Source organism: uncultured Clostridium sp. (genome assembly GCF_963515715.1).
In the GTDB taxonomy this organism is placed as follows: Bacteria; Bacillota; Clostridia; order Clostridiales; family Clostridiaceae; genus Clostridium_AW.
Genome location: NZ_CAUPZS010000022.1, coordinates 15,501 through 33,596, shown reverse-complemented (window position 1 = coordinate 33,596; position 18,096 = coordinate 15,501). Strand labels below are relative to the sequence as shown.

Here is an 18,096-nt window from a genome sequence, read left to right as displayed (position 1 = left end):
TTTTTATAATTCTAATAATTTGTAAGTAACAGGTATTCTTAATGATTTATATACATTTTATATAGTAATGTTCTTAAGAGTTCAATAATATATTTTATTGGGGGAGGGAACCATAATGAGCCTAAATAAATTAAGGTGGAAATCATTAGGGATGATTGGTGTGCAATATGAGTATATTAGAAATTATATAAATGATAAATATAGCATTTGTATTAGTGAAAAAAATTTAGAAGATTTTTCAAATGTCTTTATAGAAAAATATGGTATAATAGATGAAAATGAAATTCTTTTTGATTTTGAAGATGTAGCCTTTAAAAAAGTTTCTGTATTTTATTTAAGAGAAAAAGAACAAGAAGAATTATTGTCACCTATATTAAGAGAACAGTTTAAAATAAATAATAGGTTAAATAATACCATAGATAATAAGGAAGTAAAAAACGTGGATGAGACCCTATATCCTTATTATGTAAATTTTGATGATAGATTTACTACAATCAAAATGGCTCAACTGAGAAAGTATGAGGAAACAGAAGTAGATATGCATAATGTGGTGACAAATATAAATCGAATATATTATCACCATACAAAATTTGTTATTGACCTAAAAGAAGGTATTGTGGCCATGTTTTATAACGATGTTCAGAATGAAGATGATGATGGTAATTCAAAGGGAAAAGCTATAACAGAAAAAAAGCAAGCCTTTTGCAATTTATTTACAGAAGGAGATCAAAATACATTGACTAAGTATAGTTTTGACTGCTACTTGAATAATTACATAAAAGATTATCTAGAATCAATTGAATTAAATGGAGAAAGCTCTAAAGAAGTGATAGTAATTGAAACTTCAGACCCAATAGAACCTAAAAATAATTTAAAGAGTAGTAAAAAAGATGGAAGACATAATGATCATAGATTAGAAGCTATTAAATATGCAGTAGAAAATGAAGATCATACAGTTAAAACCATGGAATGTAATATTGAAAATAGATGGTTTCAATTAAAAAATCAAGGTGAAATTATTTTGAATGTTCCACATTTTGACACGGAGGTAATCCAAAATGTATGCAAAGAAATTTTTCCAAGCTATGAATTATCAACAGAATATGCAATGTCATAGTATCAATAAAAATATAGTTAGGCTCCTTGATACTATAGGTGATAGAGGTGTAACACTTTCTTATGTATCCCAAAAAATAAATAATGACCAAGCCTCAGTATTTAAAGCTATAACTGAATTGCAAAACAAAGGAATAATTAAAAAAATATACTCATCTCAATGCCCTGTTTGTAATTATGAAAATGTGTCTGAAACTGAAGATCAACTGGTAGTATGCAGTTATTGTAAGGAACGTTATTATCCTTATGATAATAATGAGAAATTTAAAATGAGTTTAAACGAATAAATAATGATGACACTTAATTTGAATAGAACTTTAGTTTCAGACTATATATTTTTATTAGGATGTATATTATTGATAGCTTTTTCATTCTATAAAAAAAATAAAGTTGATGATAATAGCTTTTCTTTTAAAATAGTATCTATTGTTAAAAAAGAATATCCTTTGTTTTTATTATTAATAATGAGTTATTTTATTTATAATTATATATATATGAGATCTAAAGGAATAGAATTAAATTTAAATAACTCATATAAGATACTATGGGAACAATGGAACAATCTGCTTTTAAGTACTAGGTTTATTTTAAATGAGATTTTCAAAGTTATATTAAATATAGAAGTTGTGAAAGTATTAATAATAGGATATTTTGCCATTAAAGTATTATTTAATGAAAATATGTTCGAAAATTTTAAGTATATAGTTTCTCAAATTAAGGAAATAAATTATAAAGATATATCTATCAAAGCTCAAGAAGCTGAAAGTATAAAAGATATTAAGGAAAAAGAAATAGAAAATATAAAAGTGCAAGAGAGAGAAGGAAAGATAGATCCAAAATATGCTGAAGAGAAAATAAAAAGTGCAGAAATTAAGGCTGAAATTATTGCAATAATGATTGATAATAATGAAATGGTAAAATATATAGACGCTTTTATAAATAAAGATTCAAAAAATATTATAATACCTAAAAATTTAATACCTAAAATTATATCATTAAGTAATTTAGAAAAATTATTTGTATTTGATTTAACGTTTAATTCCATAAAGCTCACGGGAATTAAGCCAGAAATATATAATATGGTTAAAGAAACATTTGATGAATTAAAGGACAAAGGTATTATTTACTGTACTAATTAAAATAAGTGATTAAAATAAATAATTGGATAAATAAATAAACAATCTCTCTCGACATAGAATTTATATGAGAGGGATTGTTTATTTTTCATCAGACTCCTTATAAATTTAAATAAAATTTAATCAAGTAAATATAACAAGATATCTTCTATAGAGGTATCATTGTAGCTAGGTTCTAAAGTTTTAAATTTTGTTTCTAAGTTAGTTTTAAGGTCATCTATATAACTCAATGTAAAAGGCAAAAAAATTTCTATTACTTTAACATATTCTTTAGAAAAAAAGTTTTTATTATGGGCAATAGCAAAAAGTATCATAATTATACAGTTATTTTTAATAAGTTCTTTCAGCTCTTCTTTGTTGCTTCCTTTAAAGCAGTTTTCATCATCTATTATGCTTATGGTAAGGTTCATTAATTTGTTAGTAATCATATCAAGAGGATATTTTTCAGCTAACTGTGACATTATGGTCATGTGATTGTTCTCTAAATCCCTACCTACATCTTGGAGATCATCGCAGAGTTGAAGCAAAAATCCATATCCATAGGCAAAAATTTCTTCATCCTTTGTCAAAGCCCCATTAATGAGATATCCGTCCACTAAAACAGAAGCTCCACCTTTTTCAATAGATATACCTAAAATATCTTTTTCATAAGGAGCACTTAATACTTCTTGCTGGGTCAAACTTTTCACTTGTCCATCATGGATTAATAATAATTTCTCATAGACTTCTTTATAATTCTCTCTCTTGAATACTGATTCAATATATTCAACTAATTTATATACCTTTTCTTCATGAGAGTTAATACCTTTAATTTTTTCACCTTTTAATCTCTTTGAGAATCGATCATTAAAATTCTTCTTCTCTTCCATAGATATAGATGAATCATCCAGGTAGTTATCAGTGTAAGGATAAAGCATACTGTAACCAAAAATCGCGTTGGTAAATTCAATATCACTATCTATGACCTTTTGGAAAATACTAATTATCCACACATTTCTCATAGCCTGACCTATATCTTTATAATTTAAATTGCTATCAAAACTTTTACATTCCTTTATAAATTCTTTTGTAACTTTAAAGAATCTGCTTTTCATTTCCTTATCTATTACGCCTAATTTAAAAGCATCTTCCTTTAAAATAATATTTTCAATGTAATTATCGGCCTTCTCTTTCCACTTTAGTCGTTCTTTATCCTTCTTTGGGAAGCTTTTTATATGGCTTATCATTAAGTTAATAAAACGGTCAAAGTTTTTTTCGTTTTTATTCTTTTCAAAGCAGGTGGTAGCTTCAATGTTTAATCTTAACTCTGTACTAGAGTTCCACCATATATCTCTATATAAATTAATTAAATAATCAATATTTTTCTTATCATTCATAATCAAAACAAAATAACTCCTATATTATTCATTGTACTTTAATTATACAGGAGTTATCATGAAATTTAAAATCTATTTATAATATTATGGATTATAGGGTTCAGCAGGTGGATATTCCACAGGAAAATATCCCTCTGGTAAATCTCCTTTTACGCAGGTATATAATTCATCGTTGAAATATATGGCGATTTTATCTACACCCAAATTATAACCATAAGTAGCTAGTAAGGATGTTAAGAGACCGCCTTCAGTACTAGACCCTAAGTGCATATGGTCTACATAAGAATCAGAGAACACAACTTTAAGAACGCCAGTTGCTTCATCTAGCGTTGCGGATTTTACCTCTACTTTATCTGTTAATGACAAAAAGTCCTTGTTATAAGAAGTATTTTGCAGCTCTTTTGTCAAAGCGGTGATTAAAGCATTATTTTCTATAGGTAGTGTTTTATCTATATAATAATGTTTTAACTCAGACATATTAAAAAAATACAGTCTACACTTAGTATTTTTCACTGAAGTTTCTTCAGTAATAGCAGGCATCTCATTAGGCCTTTCATTACTTTTACAGCCAATTAAAGCAATAGCAAATATTATAGAAATCACTACTGGAAAAAATCTTTTTTTCATCTTTTCGTGGCAAATTTAACTTTACCACTTTACACCTCACTCTTTTTTAAAATATTTTCTTTGAACAATACATGCTTAGTTATTATATTTTAGTATATCATGATTATGTTACCTTAATAATATATTTCTACATTTAACTTGCTGAGTACTGTCTTTTTTATTGCCTGTAGGTAAGAACAAATTAGTGATATAATATATATTAAAATTATAATAAGAGGTTACAAATGATGAACATGTTAAATGAGTGTAAATTATGTCCAAAGGAATGTAAAGTAAATAGATTAAATGGTGAGGTTGGGTTTTGTGGAGCTAGTGATAAAGTTATGATATCAAGAGCTGATCTTCACTTTTGGGAAGAACCTTGTGTTTCAGGAAAGAGTGGTTCAGGAACCATATTTTTTTCTAATTGTAATTTAAAGTGTGTATTCTGTCAAAACCATTGTATAAGTCAAGAAAACTTAGGCATGGAGATTTCAATTGAAAGATTGGCACAAATATTTTTAGAGCTTCAAGAAAAAGGGGCTAATAATATAAATCTTGTAACGCCTACTCACTATGTGCCACAGATAATTGAAGCATTAAAGCTATCAAAGGCTAAAGGTTTAAAGATTCCTATACTGTATAACTCTAATGGGTATGATAGCTTGGAGGCTTTAAAAGCCTTGGAAGGGCATATAGATGTATATCTGCCCGACTTAAAATATTATAACCCTAAATACTCATTAAGATATTCCAAATCTAGGGATTACTTTGAAAAGGCCTCTCTATCAATAAAAGAAATGTATAGACAGACTGGAAAAGTTATCTTTGATGAGGAAGGCATAATAAAAAAGGGGGTAATAGTAAGGCATCTTATGCTTCCAGGATTATACTTTGATTCTAGAAAGATTATAGATTTCTTATATAAAACTTTTGGCGATAATGTTTATATAAGCATTATGAATCAGTATACTCCAATGTTTAATGCTAAGGATTATCCAGAGATTAATAAAACCTTAGATATGAGACATTATGATGCACTTATAGACTATGCTTTAGAGTTAGGAGTTAAGAATGCATTTATACAAGAAGAGGGAACTTCATCAAAAGAGTTTGTTCCAGACTTTAAAAGCTTTACTGGAGTATAAGATAGATAACTATATTGATTTTCATGGAGGAAGATAAATGTCAAAGCAAATTATAATTGTTCTTGTGCTTACATTCATTATATATGTGATATCAACTTTAGCATATTCAGTAAGAATTGTAGCAGTAAAAACAGGACGAATAGCTATATCATTTGCGGTGTTTAATATATTTGCCTTAATTTCTAGGACTGCCAACACGATTCAAGCCCCATTAATGGCTAAAACAATTGAAAATAGCATAAAGATAGGTAATACAGAAGGCTTATTGCATGTTTTTAGATGGGTGCTATTTTCATCAACATTAGCTACAATTGCTGGTGCTTTATTGATGCCTACATTTATAAAAGTATTTGGGAAAGCGGTAGAGTCATTTAGTGTTCATCGCTCTATACCCAAATTATTATTACATGGATTTTCTAAATCAGGCATAGAGCAATTTAAAAAAAGTGTTACTATACCCAAAAGAGATAATTTTGTTCATTTAAAAAGTTTTAATAAAATGCCAAAAAAGATTATTTTATTAAATACAATAGCTTTTTCTATATCTACAGTTGGTGTGTTGGCCTCATTATATGCTGGATGTTTAAACCCTGAATTAAGGACCACATGCAGTACTTTATCCTCTGTCATAAATGGATTTTCTACAATATTAATGTTTATATTTATAGATCCGTTCATATCAATGCTGACAGATGACGTAATAAAAGGGGACTGCACGGAATTGCAATTCAATAGGTGCATAATATTTATAGTTGGTGGATTAATTGTAGGTACTATATTATCACAAATATTATTAGTTCCATCAGCAAGGTTAATTGGGTTTGTAGCAAGATTAATTTAAGTTGCAAAACTTATATATAAAATATAATTATGGGGTGAGGTAAATGTCAAGATTTATAGACTTAAGTCATTATTTTGAAGATGGAATGCCGGGTTTTAAAATGAAGGATGAATCTGGGAAGTTAATACAATACACAGCTCAAATAAAACCTTTTATAACTCATGAACAGTCGGCACCTAACTATGAAGGGAAGGCTTGTTTTGAGATAACAGAGATAACCTTCCAAACTTCAATAGGTACATATCTGGATTCTCCATACCATCGCTACCCTGAGGGGAGAGACATCAGTGAAATTGAAATAAATGAAGTTGTACTTCCAGGTGTAGTTATAGATGTAAGGGCCAGGGAAGAGTTTGAATCCATAGGAGTTAGCATTATTCCTGATGGGCTTGATTTAAGGGGCAAAGCTGTTTTATTTAATTTCGGATGGGACAAGCATTGGGGAGAGGAAAAATATCATTCTTATCCATACATATCTGAAGAGCTTATAAACTTTCTTATAAGTTCAGGAGTAAAGCTTGTAGGAGTAGATACTATAAATATAGATAGTTCTAAAAATCCCGAAAGACCTGCTCACACTTTATTTTTAAAAAATGAAATTCTCATAGTTGAAAATTTAACGTCATTAGAAAAATTATATGACCATGATTTTAGATTCTTTGCTGTCCCTTTAAAAGCTAAGAAAACTGCAGCTATGTCAATAAGAGCATTTGCAGAGATTCAATAGGGAAAATTAATTAGTACATTTTAACATACATGTTTATACAAAGGGGAAATATTATATGGACAAATTTATAATAAGAGAAATAAATGAAGATGAAAAGATTCCTTTTGATTTATTGCTTTTAGCAGATCCTTCTATGGAAGCTATAAAAGATTATATTAGTAGAGGGGAATGTTATGGTGGTTATATAGAAGATATTATAGTTGGTGTATATGTTCTAATAAAAACAAGACCTTTTACCATGGAGCTTGTAAATGTAGCAATAAAAGAAGAGTTTCAAGGAAAAGGACTAGGTAAAAGAATAGTAATGGATGCTATCCATAGATCTAGAGAGAAAAAAGCTAAAACTTTAGAGGTAGGTACTGGGAACTCAAGTATATCACAGCTAGCGCTTTATCAAAAATGTGGATTCAGAATGAAAAGCATAGATAAAAACTTCTTTATAAAACATTATGAAGATAAGATTATAGAAAATGGCATAGATTGTGTGGATATGATTCGTTTAAGTCTGGATTTATAAAATTAAATATAAGTATATCATTATGCTTAAATTTATGATAAGAAGTTGTTAAATAGCCATAGTTAGCATAGTTATTATAGTTTCAAAATATCAAGTGTTTTCTAATATATACGATTATTTACATGGAATTAAAATTACGAGAAAAGAGGGACAAATTTATGGGTATTTTGATATTAAGCATAGTGATAGGATTATTTATTATTTTATGTACAATGGCAAAACCTAACTTTTTTTGGAACCATAGAAAAGCTAGGGGTTTAAGAAGGTTATTCGGGGATGGTTTTACAAGCATTTTTTATTTTATTATTTCTATAGCAATCATTGCTTTAGGTATATTGAATTACATGTACCCAGATGAAAATAATCTTTCAAAAGGGTATAAGTTACACATGGATGGCAAGTATGAAGAAGCTCTTGCTTATTACAAGAAGGAAATAGACATAGATCCTTATAGTGATGTAGCTTATAATAATGCTGGCTGGGCTTTGAATGATTTAGATAGATATGAAGAAGCTATAACTTACTGTGATAAGTCGATTGAGTTAGAGCCAAAGTCTGCGGAACCATATGCAAATAAAGGTAATGCCCTATTAGCATTAGGTGAATATGAAGAAGCTTTAGAGAATTATGACTTAGCGCTAAAATATGATGCGAAATGTTCATATGCATATTATGGAAAAGGCGTTATAAACTATGATTTAGGAGAATATGAAAAAGCTATAGATTGTTTTGAGGAGTATGAAAAATTAAAACCTAAGGATATAGATGCATATTATTACTTAGTGGAATCTCATTACAATTTAGGAGACTTTGAAACAGCAATAACTTATTATGATAAAATTATAGCTATAGATAAAAATGAAGAAGTTGTATATTTATATAAAGCCGATGCATTGTATTATTTAGATGAAAATGAAGAGGCAATAAATTGTTACCAAAAAGCCATAGAGTTAAATAATGAATTTTCCGAGGCCTTTTATGGTAAAAGTAGAGTATTAGCGAGATTGAATAGAATTGATGAGGCATTAATAGATTTGGGTAAATCAATTGAATTTGATGAAGAATACAAAGAGTACGCTAAAGAAGATGAGGCATTTGATGATTTGAAAAGTAATGCAAAATTTATTTCATTGATAAAATAATAATTATGTTATAAAAGAAGAATAAAGAAATTAAAAGGAACTAAAATAAATTTAAAAATTAAAAGAAATTATCTATGAAATTAGATGTAAAATATTAATCTTCATTAAATAGTTTAAGGGAGTGAAAGATAATGAAGGAGATTATCGATGATATTTGGCCAGGAGTAGCTATTATTATTTTTGATAAAGATAGAAGGGTTCTATTACAAAAACGTGCAGATGTAGGGTTATGGGGAATTCCTTCAGGGCATGTGGAACCTGGAGAAAGTGTAATGGAAGCTGCCATTAGAGAAGTAAAAGAGGAGACAGGATTAAATATTAATATCACGCGATTGATAGGCGTTTATTCAGATCCTAAGTCTCAAGTTTTTAAATACCCAGATGGGCATGTTACTCACTTTGTAACAACATATTTTGAAGGGGAAGTTATAGATGGACAACTATCCTGCTCTTCACCGGAAACTTTGAAATTAGAGTATTTTAACACTGACAATTTACCTTCTAACATTCTACCAATGCATCCTCAGTGGTTAAATGATGCACTATGTGAACAAGAAACACCTTTTGTTCGCTAAAAAATATTATAGATATTTTGATAAGTAAACTCTACATAAACCTATAATTATTTTGTCTATAAAAGGGGATGTATTGATGGAGATTATAAAATTAAATCAAAATAATATTGATGAAGAACATATTTGTTGTGCCATTTCCGATAAAAAGTGTAAAGAAGGATATCTTAAGAAAAAGCAATGGATTAAAGAGAGAATAGATGAAGGATATGTTTTCAAAAAATATGATGTGAGACATAAAGTTTTTATTGAATATTGTCCTGCAGAAATATCCTGGCTGCCAGTTAACGCTCCTAATTATATGGTGATTAACTGTTTTTGGGTAGCGGGTAGCTATGGAGGGAAGGGATATGGTAAAAACTTATTAAATGAATGTATTAAAGATTTAAAAGATAAGGATGGTATTATTCTTTTATCTAGTGATAAGAAAAGACCATATTTAGCGGATAAGAAGTTCTTTTTAAAGCAAGGCTTTGAAATATGTGATACAGCACCTCCTTATTTTGAATTATTAGTATATAAGAATAATCCTAATGCTATTACTCCGACTTTTAATGAGTGTGCAAAGAACAACATATGTGAAAATAAGAATGGATTAGCAGTATATTATTCTAATAGATGTCCATATACGGAGTATTATACAAATATAGTATTAAAGGAATTAGCGCAAAAAGAGGGAATTCCACTTGAAATTATAAAGATAAATACTAAGGAAGAAGCAATGAACATACCTACAGCATGCAGTATATATAGTCTATTTTATAATGGTAAATTTATTACAAATGACATCATAAACGAAAATAAGTTCTATAAACTTATGGATAAGATAAGATAGATGTTATTGAAAAGTGATAAGTATAGTTAGAAAAAATTATTATATAAGTATTTTAAAATTCTAGTAAAAAGAAGGTGCTAAAAAGTACCTTCTTTTTTAATTATTGAGATGATAAAATATAAATAATGAAGGTATAAGAAGAATGGAATAAATAAAAAAATTGGAGGATAAGATGGAAAGAAATTTATATGAATATAAAGGAAAAATATTTAGACATTTTAAAGGAGATTTATACTTATTATTAGATGTTGCTATACATTCAGAAACAAGAGAAGAATTAGTAATATATAAAGCTCTTTATGGGGAGTGTGGAGTATTCGCAAGACCTTATAATATGTTTAATGAAGAGGTGCCAAAGGATAAGGAAAATCCTACAGGACAAAAGTATAGATTTGAATATGTTCAAATTGAAAGTGTAAAAAAATAGATGAATTAAATATTTTATTTTATAAAAACGGAAGTATTAAAATTATTAGCTATGGCGTAAGCTTATAAAGTAAGTGACGCTTGGTTTTATACGCAGTGAGAGGTAATACTGTATTTTTAGTTAGGGTAATGTTAAAATATAGATAATAAAGAAAATATAGTATGTATAATATAGAAATAATTGATAAATAATGGAGGGTATTATGGCAAACTATATGCTTGAATTAAGAGAAATTGTAGGATGTAGGCCACTTATTCAATGCGGTACAAGTGTTGTTATAAGAGATGAAAATAAAATTTTATTACAATTAAGAAGGGATAATAATAAATGGGGGTTACCTGGTGGCTCAGTAGAAATTGGTGAAAGGGTAGAAGAAGCTGCCACTAGAGAAGTTAAGGAAGAAACAGGGTTAGAAATACACTCAAATAATCTAAAATTGTTTGGTGTTTTTTCAGGGGAAGGGCAGCATTATATATACCCTAACGGCGATGAAGTTTATAATGTTGTTACTGTATTTATATCAGATAAGCATAGTGGAGAATTAGACTTAGAAAATGAAGAAAGTATTTCTTTACAATTTTTTGAGTTAGATGAAATACCAAGTGAAATAAATCCACCGGATGTAGAGATTATAGGAAAATACATTAATGATGTTGAGATTAAAATCAGAGGATAGGAAGATATTAAGCTAAAAGTTTCAAATGAAAATAGATATTATAAATAGTTATTATGGAGGGATAAATTATGTTTAATAAAAATTCTAATGGAAGATTTGATGTGATTTATAAAGAGGGTACAATATCAGGAATTAAAATAATTGTAGATAAGAAGACAGGAGTGAATTACTTGTTTTCCTGGGATGGATACGCTGGAGGAATTACAGTGCTTTTAGATGGGGATGGTAAACCTGTTGTTTCATCTATAGATGATTGATATCATATAATTTACAAGAGGGGGGAAGAGCATTGAAATTTATTAAGTCTGAGATGCCATTAAGTGAAGAATTTAATCCTGCTCAAGGAAATTGGATAAAAGCAAAAGAACCTAGTCAAGATAAATATCTGCTATATTCTGTTCCAATAGCAATTATAACTTGGATTATTATGTGGGTTATTGCCATAATTTTATTTAAGCAAATTAGGGTTTTTAGCTTTATCTATTTTATTATATCTTTTATACTCATCATCCCAATTCATGAGACTATTCACGCATTAGTTTTTCCAGAGAGCATAAAATCAGATAATGTTATATTTGGCATGTGGTTAGAGAAGGGAATATTTTATGCTTACTACGAAGGGGAGATGAGTAAGAAAAGATTTATATTATGTTTATTAATGCCGCTTATGGTTTTGTCTGTGATTCCCATAATTTCAATGTGCTTTTTAGGATGGAATAAATTCGTTTTTAATTTGGCTCAATTAAATGCTCTGCTCTCCTGTGGGGATATATTAGGTTTTTTTATTATGACTTTCAATTTACCTAAAGGAGTAATTGTGAGAAATAAAGGATGGGAAACATATTATAGATTTTAATTAATGGATAAAAAAGAAATTATGGGGGGATAAACATTATGAATAGTAGCTTTAAATTATCATCAAAAGCAGAAATTTTTGTTTTAGGCACATATCATTTTGACCCACCAGAAAATGATTTTATAGATTTTAAAGTGTCAAATATATTATCCTCAGAAAAACAAGAGGAAATAATTGAAGTAGTAGATAAATTAAGTCGCATAAATCCCAATAAAATAGCTGTGGAAGAATGTTTAAGATGGGATAGAGTATTGAACAATTCATATAGGCAGTATTGTAATGGAAACTATTCTTTAAATAGAAATGAAATTCATCAGTTAGGGCTTAGACTAGCAAAAATTATGAATCATCCAAGGGTTTATGCAATAAATGAGGAACTAGAGTTGCCCTTTGAGGATGCAATGGAGTATGCTCAAGAGTTTCAAAAGGATTTTTATAATAATTTTATTAGAAAAACCAATGAAATTGATAGTACAGTAAATAATTTAATAAAAACTGCAACAGTTATAGATGTGCTAAAATATTTAAATACTCCTCAATGGGTTATGGAAAATCATAGTCTTTATGTAGATTTTGCCTCTATTGGAGCAGGTGACACATATTGTGGTGCTAAAGTTCTTTCAACTTGGTATGAAAGAAATATACGTATATTTGGGAATCTAAAAAGTATAGTAGAACCAGGAGATCGAATTTTAGTAATATATGGAGCGGGGCATAAAGCAATACTGAGTGAATTAGTCAGTTCCTGCAGCAATATGGAATTGAGGGAAGTTTGTAATTATTTATAAGGTGAGCGATATTTATTTTTAAAATTTATGTTCAATAAGATTTCCAAGGGGGAAAGGTATATGGTGATATTTTTATACATTATATTATTTGTTTTATTATACATAATTATAACTGAGGCAATAAATAGATCTTTAACTACTACATTATTAAAGGAAAACCTAAAAGTACTAGTAGAAATAAGAGAATTATTAAAGAATAAAAATTTAAATAATTAATAAATATGGATGGCGTTATTAAAATTAAGAGATGATGGCATAATCAGTGAAGAAGAATACAAAATTAAAAAGGATGAAATTATGAAAGAAAAATGGTAAGAGGATAGTTAGCATAATCAAATTGTTGGAAATAAATTTTTATAAAAATATAATTTAGCGAGGTAAAGAACATGGATAATAAAATAGCAGTAATATACAAATCTAAATATGGTAGCAGTAAAAAATATGCTCAGTGGATATCGGAGGAAGTAAAGGGTGATTTGTTTGATGCTTCGGAGATTAAGGCAGAAAAGTTAAAGGAATATGACATTATTGTTTATGGTGGAGGACTTTATGCTAGCGGTATTTCAGGAGTATCTCTTATAACTAAAAATTTGCATATTTTAAAAGATAAAAAAATAATAGTATATACGGTAGGACTTGCTTCCACAGATAAAAAAGAAATTTTTATCCCAATCATAGAAAAAAATTTCCCTAAGCCCATGGGAGAAAACATAGAGTTTTTCCATTTTCGTGGCGGAATAGAATATAAAAAACTAAGTTTATTGCACAAATCCATGATGTCAATGCTTAAAAAGGTAACGGCTAAGAAATCTGAAGATGAATTAACAGATGAAGAAAGAGAGTTTTTAGCTACCTATGGAGATAAAGTAGATTTTACAGATAAAAATACAATAACACCTTTAGTTAATTATATTAATAATTGCATATAGGTCATTAAATAGAATCCTGTAAGAAAAAAGAGTGTTGTCTTTGGTCAGAAGGGGGATATAGAGGTGAAAAGAAATTTTGTATCAAAAGCTTTAGCTGCTAGTTTAACAATGATTATATCTATATCAATGGTTGCTTGCAGTAGTTCTACGAAACCAACTATAGCTCATAATAGAAATGGCAAATGGGTAAATGATATTACTTATCTAGAAGAGCAGTTACCCAAAAGACATAAGAATTTATTTTTCAAAGTAAAGAAAGAGGATTTTTATATAGATATGGATGAGTTGAAAAACAAGGTAAATGATTACTCAGATGAAGAAATTAAAGTTCAATTAAGTAAAATAATTGCATCAATAGGAGATGGACATACAATGGTATATCCTAATATAGAAACTATATATCCATTAAAACTCTATTGGTTTAAAGAAGGAATTTATGTTATTGATGCACCAGAGGAATATAAAAATACTATTAATCTTAAATTAGATAAAATAAATGGCAAGGATATATCGGAGGTATTGGAACTATTAAAACCTATTATATCACATGAAAATTCTCCTCAATTTAAGAATTTGGCGGTAAGATATTTAATCATGCCTGAAATATTAAAGGGACTAAATATTATAAATGAAGATAAAATAAATATGATTTTTTTAGATGAAAAAGGAAAAGAGATAAAAGTTGATATAGAACCAGATGAAGTAGAAAACATAAAATATATAGGACAGATGGTAGAGGATAATAATAATCCCCTATATTTACGTAATCCATATATAAATTACTGGTATGAATACATTAAGGAAGAGAATACTTTATATTTTCAATACAATTCCTGCTCAGAGATGGAAGAAAAGCCTTTCAAACAATTTACAAGAGAAATGTTTGATTTTATAGATAATAACAAGGTTGAGAAGCTTGTTATTGATTTAAGACATAATGGAGGAGGGAATTCTACCATTATGAATCCATTCTTCAAAGAGCTAAAGAAAAGGGAAGAATTGAATGGTAAGGATAAGCTATATGTTGTAGTAGGAAGAAGAACTTTTTCTTCGGCTATATTAAACGCTTTAACCTTTAAGAATAAAACACAGGCAACTTTTATTGGAGAACCTACGGGAGGGAAGCCTAATCACTATGGCGAAGTTAAAGAATTATATTTGGATAATACGGGAATTACGGTTAGTTATTCAGTTAAATATTTTAAAAACTCTAAAGAAGATACGGATTCTTTAATGCCAGATATTAATGTTGAACCTAGTATAATAGATTATATAAACAAAAAAGATGCTGTAATTGAAAAAATATTAAATTAGAAAGAAGGGAAAAGTTTGAGTTTACCACAAAATAAAAATATTAAGTATATAATTGGAGAAGAAGAATTATTAAATTCAATACAATCCTTATGGGAAGAATTAAATCAACATCACGAGGAAAAATCTCCTTATTTCAAAGAATTTTATAGCATTAATATCTTTGAAAATAGAAAGAAAGGACTCATTGAAAAATCACAAGGCGGTAGATTAAGAGTTCATTTAGCTAAAGATATAAGTATGAATAAAATTATAGGATATTGTGTGAGCTCAATAACTGATGATGGTATAGGAGAAATTGATTCTATATTTGTACGAAAAGAATATAGAAAACTTAATGTTGGAGATTGTTTAATGTCTTCTGCATTGAGTTGGATGAATGAAAATAAAGTGAAATCAAAGATAATTGGAGTGGTTAGCGGAAATGAGGAAGCATTGGGTTTTTATAAAAAATATAACTTTTATCCAAGTACAATTATTTTAAAAGAAAAGTAAATTATCAGGTTGAATTACCTATGATCTACATGTATTATAGTGACTGATGTAGAATATATAAAAACATAGAACTGGAGCGTAACCAATGAAGAAATTTAAGAAGTTTTATATTGAAATTACAAATGTATGCAATCTTTCCTGTAGCTTTTGTCCAAAAACTAATAGAACTCAACAGTTTATGACGATAGAAACCTTTGAGAATATACTAGAACAAATTAAGCCTTACACAGAATATATATATTTTCATATAAAAGGAGAACCTCTACTTCATCCGCAAATAGATGAGTTTTTAGAGATAAGCTATGAGAAGGGTTTTAAAGTAAACATTACTACCAATGGAACTCTTATAAAGAAAGCAAGAGAAAAATTAATTAATAAGCCAGCTTTACGGCAGATTAATTTTTCATTGCACAGCTTTGACGGAAACAATATGGTATGTGATAAAGAGGAATATATTAAGGATATTATAGATTTTACAAAAGAAGCTAATTCTCATACTGATATGTTAATATCCTTTAGATTATGGAATTTAGATAAAGATAATATAACAAATCTTCAAAGAGAGATAAATCGCGATATTTTACAGATAATTGAGGAGGAGTTTAATTTAGATTATAGGATTGAAGAAAAAATTGAACCAGGCAGGGGAATTAAACTTAAAGAGAGAATATATTTAAATCAGGATTATGAATTTCAGTGGCCAGATTTAAAAAATCTAAATAGGAGTAGCCAAGGTTTTTGTTATGGACTTAGAAATCAAATAGGTATATTAGTAGACGGAACAGTAGTCCCTTGTTGTCTTGATGGAGAGGGTATAGTGAATTTAGGAAATATTAATGAAAGCAATTTTTCAAAAATAGTAGAAGGAGATAGAGCAACCAATATTTTAAATGGATTTTCCAGAAGAGAAGTGGTAGAAGAACTATGCAAAAGCTGTGGCTATAGGGAAAGATTTGATTAAGCTTTATTATTATAAAATCAATTGATAATTCAAATAGAGAGGAAAAACTTGTTATAAATAAAAAGGTTACTAAGGAGGAATGAAAATGAGTGATACTAATAAATCTATTAAAAGAGAATTGATGGAATGGGCATTTGTCCTTGTATTTTCTATAGTTATTACATTCATTATAAAAAGTAATGTATTTGCTATGCCTATGATATTAGAAAGTTCTATGGAGAATACTGTTTTTGAAGGAGAAAGAATATTTGAATATAAACTAAATTACTTATTTAAAGAACCTAAAAGAGGAGACATTATAATACTAGACAAATATGAGGAAAGTAAGGGAATAATCCACAATACATATACTGATGCAAAGGAAACTTTAGATTCTATTTTGGGACAAGGTAAAAAGAGATATTTGATTAAACGTGTTGTAGGAATACCAGGAGATTTAATAGATATAAAAGAAGGGTATTTATATGTAAATGGAGAAAAAATAGAGGAAAATTATATCAAAGAACAGGGAGAAACTTATACTGGTGCATTCTCACTTCCCATAAAAGTACCTGAAAACAAAGTATTTGTATTAGGAGATAATAGAGAAGTAAGTCTAGACAGTAGAGATCTAGGACCCATAGATTTTAAGCAGGTTAAAGGTAAGGTATTATATAGAATATGGCCAATTGATAAGATAGGCAGTATGTATTAAGCTATATAAGATTAGTTCACAATTATAAGTTTCTACAAAGATAATTTGGTTTTCAAAATAGAGAGCTAAGTACGTAGTGAAGTCGCTCCAGAAAAAGTCGCTATTTCACTACATATTTAGCTCTTCTTATTGCAGCGAAACAACATAAGAAGCATTGCATAGCATTTTTATTTGTTTTACCTCTAAATTAATTTCTCAGTTGTGGGTTTTTAATTATTATTTATTGCATAGATTAAATACTTGTGTGTGCTATTATTAAATACGCTAATCCATATTTCACCGTCGCCAACCATTACTCCATTATCGTTTACGAAGGTTTCCTCAACCTTTTGATTGGCTAGTTTAGCTTTAACGTTATCATTAAAGATTTCATCATAATTTTTTATAAATTGATTCTTAGTTTCTATAGCTACTTTTTTTCCGTCTATGTGTACATTGATAGGAAAATTTATATATTCAGATACTTTTTCTTTATCATCAGAAGCTACTAGTTCTTTGATCTTATTAAAAGCATCTTCAAATTCTGATGGATTATCTATACCTGCTATGGAATATCTATTGGTAATCTTATCCTCATCGGTTTTCACATCTGGATTAGTCTTAATGTCAGAGTTTTTTGTAGTGTTATCCTTAGTTTTATCATCTGGATCTGTAATAGTTATATTTTCTTTATTTTTATTATCAACAGCAGTATCAGATCTTTTGTTTCTACATGCAGATAGTGAAACTACGGTTAAAGCAGATATAATTATACTTACTAATTTTTTATTCACAAAGCTCACTCCTAATATCTATATTTAGTATATATTATAATATTAATTATAATAAGTCTGGTAAATTAATGGTTACAAATAAATTACATTAGATGATTGTTAATAAATTTGTGGTAAAATATAGTTAAGTGATATGAAAATTGAGAATTTTTAAAACTAGCACGGAGGGT

Annotated in this window: 25 protein-coding genes; 22 read left to right on the top strand and 3 right to left on the bottom strand. The window is 28.4% G+C overall.

Going from position 1 to position 18,096, the window contains the following annotated elements:
• The first annotated feature begins 115 nt into the window (after positions 1-115).
• From RYO54_RS14475 to RYO54_RS14465, 3 genes are read left to right on the top strand one after another with little or no spacing between them, the layout of a single operon-like run.
• On the top strand, positions 116-1,117 hold the full coding sequence (locus tag RYO54_RS14475; RefSeq protein WP_315120205.1) for a hypothetical protein: 1,002 nt from the start codon (positions 116-118) through the stop codon (positions 1,115-1,117).
• Positions 1,059-1,403 (top strand): hypothetical protein, encoded by a 345-nt coding sequence (locus RYO54_RS14470; RefSeq protein ID WP_315120202.1) that lies wholly within the window; start codon positions 1,059-1,061, stop codon positions 1,401-1,403. The genes RYO54_RS14475 and RYO54_RS14470 overlap by 59 nt, the downstream gene beginning before the upstream one ends.
• Before the next feature lie 6 nt (positions 1,404-1,409).
• On the top strand, positions 1,410-2,255 hold the full coding sequence (locus RYO54_RS14465; RefSeq protein WP_315120199.1) for a hypothetical protein: 846 nt from the start codon (positions 1,410-1,412) through the stop codon (positions 2,253-2,255).
• Positions 2,256-2,371: 116 nt separating this feature from the next.
• On the opposite strand, the gene RYO54_RS14460 is transcribed toward RYO54_RS14465, so the two are convergent.
• Positions 2,372-3,628 (bottom strand): class 1 isoprenoid biosynthesis enzyme, encoded by a 1,257-nt coding sequence (locus RYO54_RS14460; RefSeq protein ID WP_315120196.1) that lies wholly within the window; start codon positions 3,626-3,628, stop codon positions 2,372-2,374.
• An 84-nt stretch (positions 3,629-3,712) separates the two neighbouring features.
• Positions 3,713-4,255: a GerMN domain-containing protein gene (locus tag RYO54_RS14455; protein WP_315120193.1), complete on the bottom strand. Its 543-nt coding sequence runs from the start codon at positions 4,253-4,255 to the stop codon at positions 3,713-3,715.
• Positions 4,256-4,482: 227 nt separating this feature from the next.
• Here RYO54_RS14455 and RYO54_RS14450 point away from each other — a divergent pair, with 227 nt between their 5' ends.
• The 19 genes from RYO54_RS14450 to lepB all read left to right on the top strand — a co-directional run bounded on the left by RYO54_RS14450 (position 4,483) and on the right by lepB (position 17,153).
• Positions 4,483-5,382: a radical SAM protein gene (locus RYO54_RS14450; protein WP_315120295.1), complete on the top strand. Its 900-nt coding sequence runs from the start codon at positions 4,483-4,485 to the stop codon at positions 5,380-5,382.
• 37 nt (positions 5,383-5,419) lie between these two features.
• Entirely contained in the window at positions 5,420-6,223 is an 804-nt protein-coding gene (locus RYO54_RS14445; protein ID WP_315120189.1) for a lipid II flippase Amj family protein, read from the top strand.
• A 43-nt stretch (positions 6,224-6,266) separates the two neighbouring features.
• Positions 6,267-6,950, top strand: a complete 684-nt coding sequence (locus RYO54_RS14440; RefSeq protein ID WP_315120186.1) for a cyclase family protein — start codon at positions 6,267-6,269, stop codon at positions 6,948-6,950.
• Between the two features lie 55 nt (positions 6,951-7,005).
• Positions 7,006-7,467, top strand: a complete 462-nt coding sequence (locus tag RYO54_RS14435) for a GNAT family N-acetyltransferase (protein ID WP_315120183.1) — start codon at positions 7,006-7,008, stop codon at positions 7,465-7,467.
• A 158-nt stretch (positions 7,468-7,625) separates the two neighbouring features.
• On the top strand, positions 7,626-8,609 hold the full coding sequence (locus RYO54_RS14430; RefSeq protein WP_315120180.1) for a tetratricopeptide repeat protein: 984 nt from the start codon (positions 7,626-7,628) through the stop codon (positions 8,607-8,609).
• 131 nt (positions 8,610-8,740) lie between these two features.
• Complete coding sequence (locus RYO54_RS14425) at positions 8,741-9,184, top strand: NUDIX domain-containing protein (RefSeq protein WP_315120178.1); 444 nt, start codon at positions 8,741-8,743, stop codon at positions 9,182-9,184.
• A 76-nt stretch (positions 9,185-9,260) separates the two neighbouring features.
• The gene (locus RYO54_RS14420; RefSeq protein WP_315120175.1) at positions 9,261-10,016 is read left to right on the top strand and encodes a GNAT family N-acetyltransferase; all 756 of its coding nucleotides are present in this window, start codon (positions 9,261-9,263) and stop codon (positions 10,014-10,016) included.
• A 172-nt stretch (positions 10,017-10,188) separates the two neighbouring features.
• Positions 10,189-10,443: a DUF1653 domain-containing protein gene (locus tag RYO54_RS14415; protein ID WP_315120172.1), complete on the top strand. Its 255-nt coding sequence runs from the start codon at positions 10,189-10,191 to the stop codon at positions 10,441-10,443.
• Between the two features lie 202 nt (positions 10,444-10,645).
• Entirely contained in the window at positions 10,646-11,119 is a 474-nt protein-coding gene (locus RYO54_RS14410; protein ID WP_315120170.1) for an NUDIX domain-containing protein, read from the top strand.
• A gap of 68 nt (positions 11,120-11,187) precedes the next feature.
• Positions 11,188-11,376, top strand: coding sequence for a DUF6440 family protein (locus RYO54_RS14405; RefSeq protein ID WP_315120167.1), 189 nt, complete (start codon positions 11,188-11,190; stop codon positions 11,374-11,376).
• A gap of 32 nt (positions 11,377-11,408) precedes the next feature.
• Entirely contained in the window at positions 11,409-11,975 is a 567-nt protein-coding gene (locus tag RYO54_RS14400) for a DUF3267 domain-containing protein (RefSeq protein ID WP_315120164.1), read from the top strand.
• A 38-nt stretch (positions 11,976-12,013) separates the two neighbouring features.
• Complete coding sequence (locus RYO54_RS14395) at positions 12,014-12,763, top strand: DUF5694 domain-containing protein (RefSeq protein ID WP_315120162.1); 750 nt, start codon at positions 12,014-12,016, stop codon at positions 12,761-12,763.
• A 60-nt stretch (positions 12,764-12,823) separates the two neighbouring features.
• Positions 12,824-12,979, top strand: a complete 156-nt coding sequence (locus tag RYO54_RS14390; protein ID WP_315120159.1) for a hypothetical protein — start codon at positions 12,824-12,826, stop codon at positions 12,977-12,979.
• A 9-nt stretch (positions 12,980-12,988) separates the two neighbouring features.
• Positions 12,989-13,078, top strand: a complete 90-nt coding sequence (locus RYO54_RS14385) for an SHOCT domain-containing protein (RefSeq protein WP_315120158.1) — start codon at positions 12,989-12,991, stop codon at positions 13,076-13,078.
• 71 nt (positions 13,079-13,149) lie between these two features.
• The gene (locus tag RYO54_RS14380) at positions 13,150-13,692 is read left to right on the top strand and encodes a flavodoxin domain-containing protein (protein WP_315120157.1); all 543 of its coding nucleotides are present in this window, start codon (positions 13,150-13,152) and stop codon (positions 13,690-13,692) included.
• A gap of 63 nt (positions 13,693-13,755) precedes the next feature.
• Entirely contained in the window at positions 13,756-15,006 is a 1,251-nt protein-coding gene (locus RYO54_RS14375; protein WP_315120155.1) for a S41 family peptidase, read from the top strand.
• Between the two features lie 15 nt (positions 15,007-15,021).
• Positions 15,022-15,498, top strand: a complete 477-nt coding sequence (locus RYO54_RS14370) for a GNAT family N-acetyltransferase (protein ID WP_315120152.1) — start codon at positions 15,022-15,024, stop codon at positions 15,496-15,498.
• A gap of 85 nt (positions 15,499-15,583) precedes the next feature.
• A complete protein-coding gene (locus RYO54_RS14365) occupies positions 15,584-16,459 on the top strand; it encodes a radical SAM/SPASM domain-containing protein (protein ID WP_315120150.1) in 876 nt (291 codons plus the stop codon).
• 85 nt (positions 16,460-16,544) lie between these two features.
• Complete coding sequence (lepB, locus tag RYO54_RS14360; RefSeq protein ID WP_315120147.1) at positions 16,545-17,153, top strand: signal peptidase I; 609 nt, start codon at positions 16,545-16,547, stop codon at positions 17,151-17,153.
• 209 nt (positions 17,154-17,362) lie between these two features.
• On the opposite strand, the gene RYO54_RS14355 is transcribed toward lepB, so the two are convergent.
• A complete protein-coding gene (locus RYO54_RS14355; RefSeq protein WP_315120144.1) occupies positions 17,363-17,926 on the bottom strand; it encodes a hypothetical protein in 564 nt (187 codons plus the stop codon).
• Positions 17,927-18,096 lie beyond the last annotated feature (170 nt).

Bases quoted from the DNA above. Each gene is read 5' to 3' on its own strand.
- RYO54_RS14465 (WP_315120199.1), top strand. From the start codon at position 1,410: ATGACACTTAATTTGAATAGAACTTTAGTTTCAGACTATATATTTTTA.
- RYO54_RS14475 (WP_315120205.1), top strand. From the start codon at position 116: ATGAGCCTAAATAAATTAAGGTGGAAATCATTAGGGATGATTGGTGTG.
- RYO54_RS14445 (WP_315120189.1), top strand. From the start codon at position 5,420: ATGTCAAAGCAAATTATAATTGTTCTTGTGCTTACATTCATTATATAT.
- RYO54_RS14430 (WP_315120180.1), top strand. From the start codon at position 7,626: ATGGGTATTTTGATATTAAGCATAGTGATAGGATTATTTATTATTTTA.
- RYO54_RS14455 (WP_315120193.1), bottom strand. From the start codon at position 4,255: ATGAAAAAAAGATTTTTTCCAGTAGTGATTTCTATAATATTTGCTATT.
- RYO54_RS14405 (WP_315120167.1), top strand. From the start codon at position 11,188: ATGTTTAATAAAAATTCTAATGGAAGATTTGATGTGATTTATAAAGAG.
- RYO54_RS14470 (WP_315120202.1), top strand. From the start codon at position 1,059: ATGTATGCAAAGAAATTTTTCCAAGCTATGAATTATCAACAGAATATG.
- RYO54_RS14450 (WP_315120295.1), top strand. From the start codon at position 4,483: ATGAACATGTTAAATGAGTGTAAATTATGTCCAAAGGAATGTAAAGTA.
- RYO54_RS14385 (WP_315120158.1), top strand. From the start codon at position 12,989: ATGGCGTTATTAAAATTAAGAGATGATGGCATAATCAGTGAAGAAGAA.
- RYO54_RS14395 (WP_315120162.1), top strand. From the start codon at position 12,014: ATGAATAGTAGCTTTAAATTATCATCAAAAGCAGAAATTTTTGTTTTA.
- RYO54_RS14440 (WP_315120186.1), top strand. From the start codon at position 6,267: ATGTCAAGATTTATAGACTTAAGTCATTATTTTGAAGATGGAATGCCG.
- RYO54_RS14390 (WP_315120159.1), top strand. From the start codon at position 12,824: ATGGTGATATTTTTATACATTATATTATTTGTTTTATTATACATAATT.
- lepB (WP_315120147.1), top strand. From the start codon at position 16,545: ATGAGTGATACTAATAAATCTATTAAAAGAGAATTGATGGAATGGGCA.
- RYO54_RS14410 (WP_315120170.1), top strand. From the start codon at position 10,646: ATGGCAAACTATATGCTTGAATTAAGAGAAATTGTAGGATGTAGGCCA.
- RYO54_RS14415 (WP_315120172.1), top strand. From the start codon at position 10,189: ATGGAAAGAAATTTATATGAATATAAAGGAAAAATATTTAGACATTTT.
- RYO54_RS14420 (WP_315120175.1), top strand. From the start codon at position 9,261: ATGGAGATTATAAAATTAAATCAAAATAATATTGATGAAGAACATATT.
- RYO54_RS14365 (WP_315120150.1), top strand. From the start codon at position 15,584: ATGAAGAAATTTAAGAAGTTTTATATTGAAATTACAAATGTATGCAAT.
- RYO54_RS14425 (WP_315120178.1), top strand. From the start codon at position 8,741: ATGAAGGAGATTATCGATGATATTTGGCCAGGAGTAGCTATTATTATT.
- RYO54_RS14435 (WP_315120183.1), top strand. From the start codon at position 7,006: ATGGACAAATTTATAATAAGAGAAATAAATGAAGATGAAAAGATTCCT.
- RYO54_RS14460 (WP_315120196.1), bottom strand. From the start codon at position 3,628: ATGAATGATAAGAAAAATATTGATTATTTAATTAATTTATATAGAGAT.
- RYO54_RS14380 (WP_315120157.1), top strand. From the start codon at position 13,150: ATGGATAATAAAATAGCAGTAATATACAAATCTAAATATGGTAGCAGT.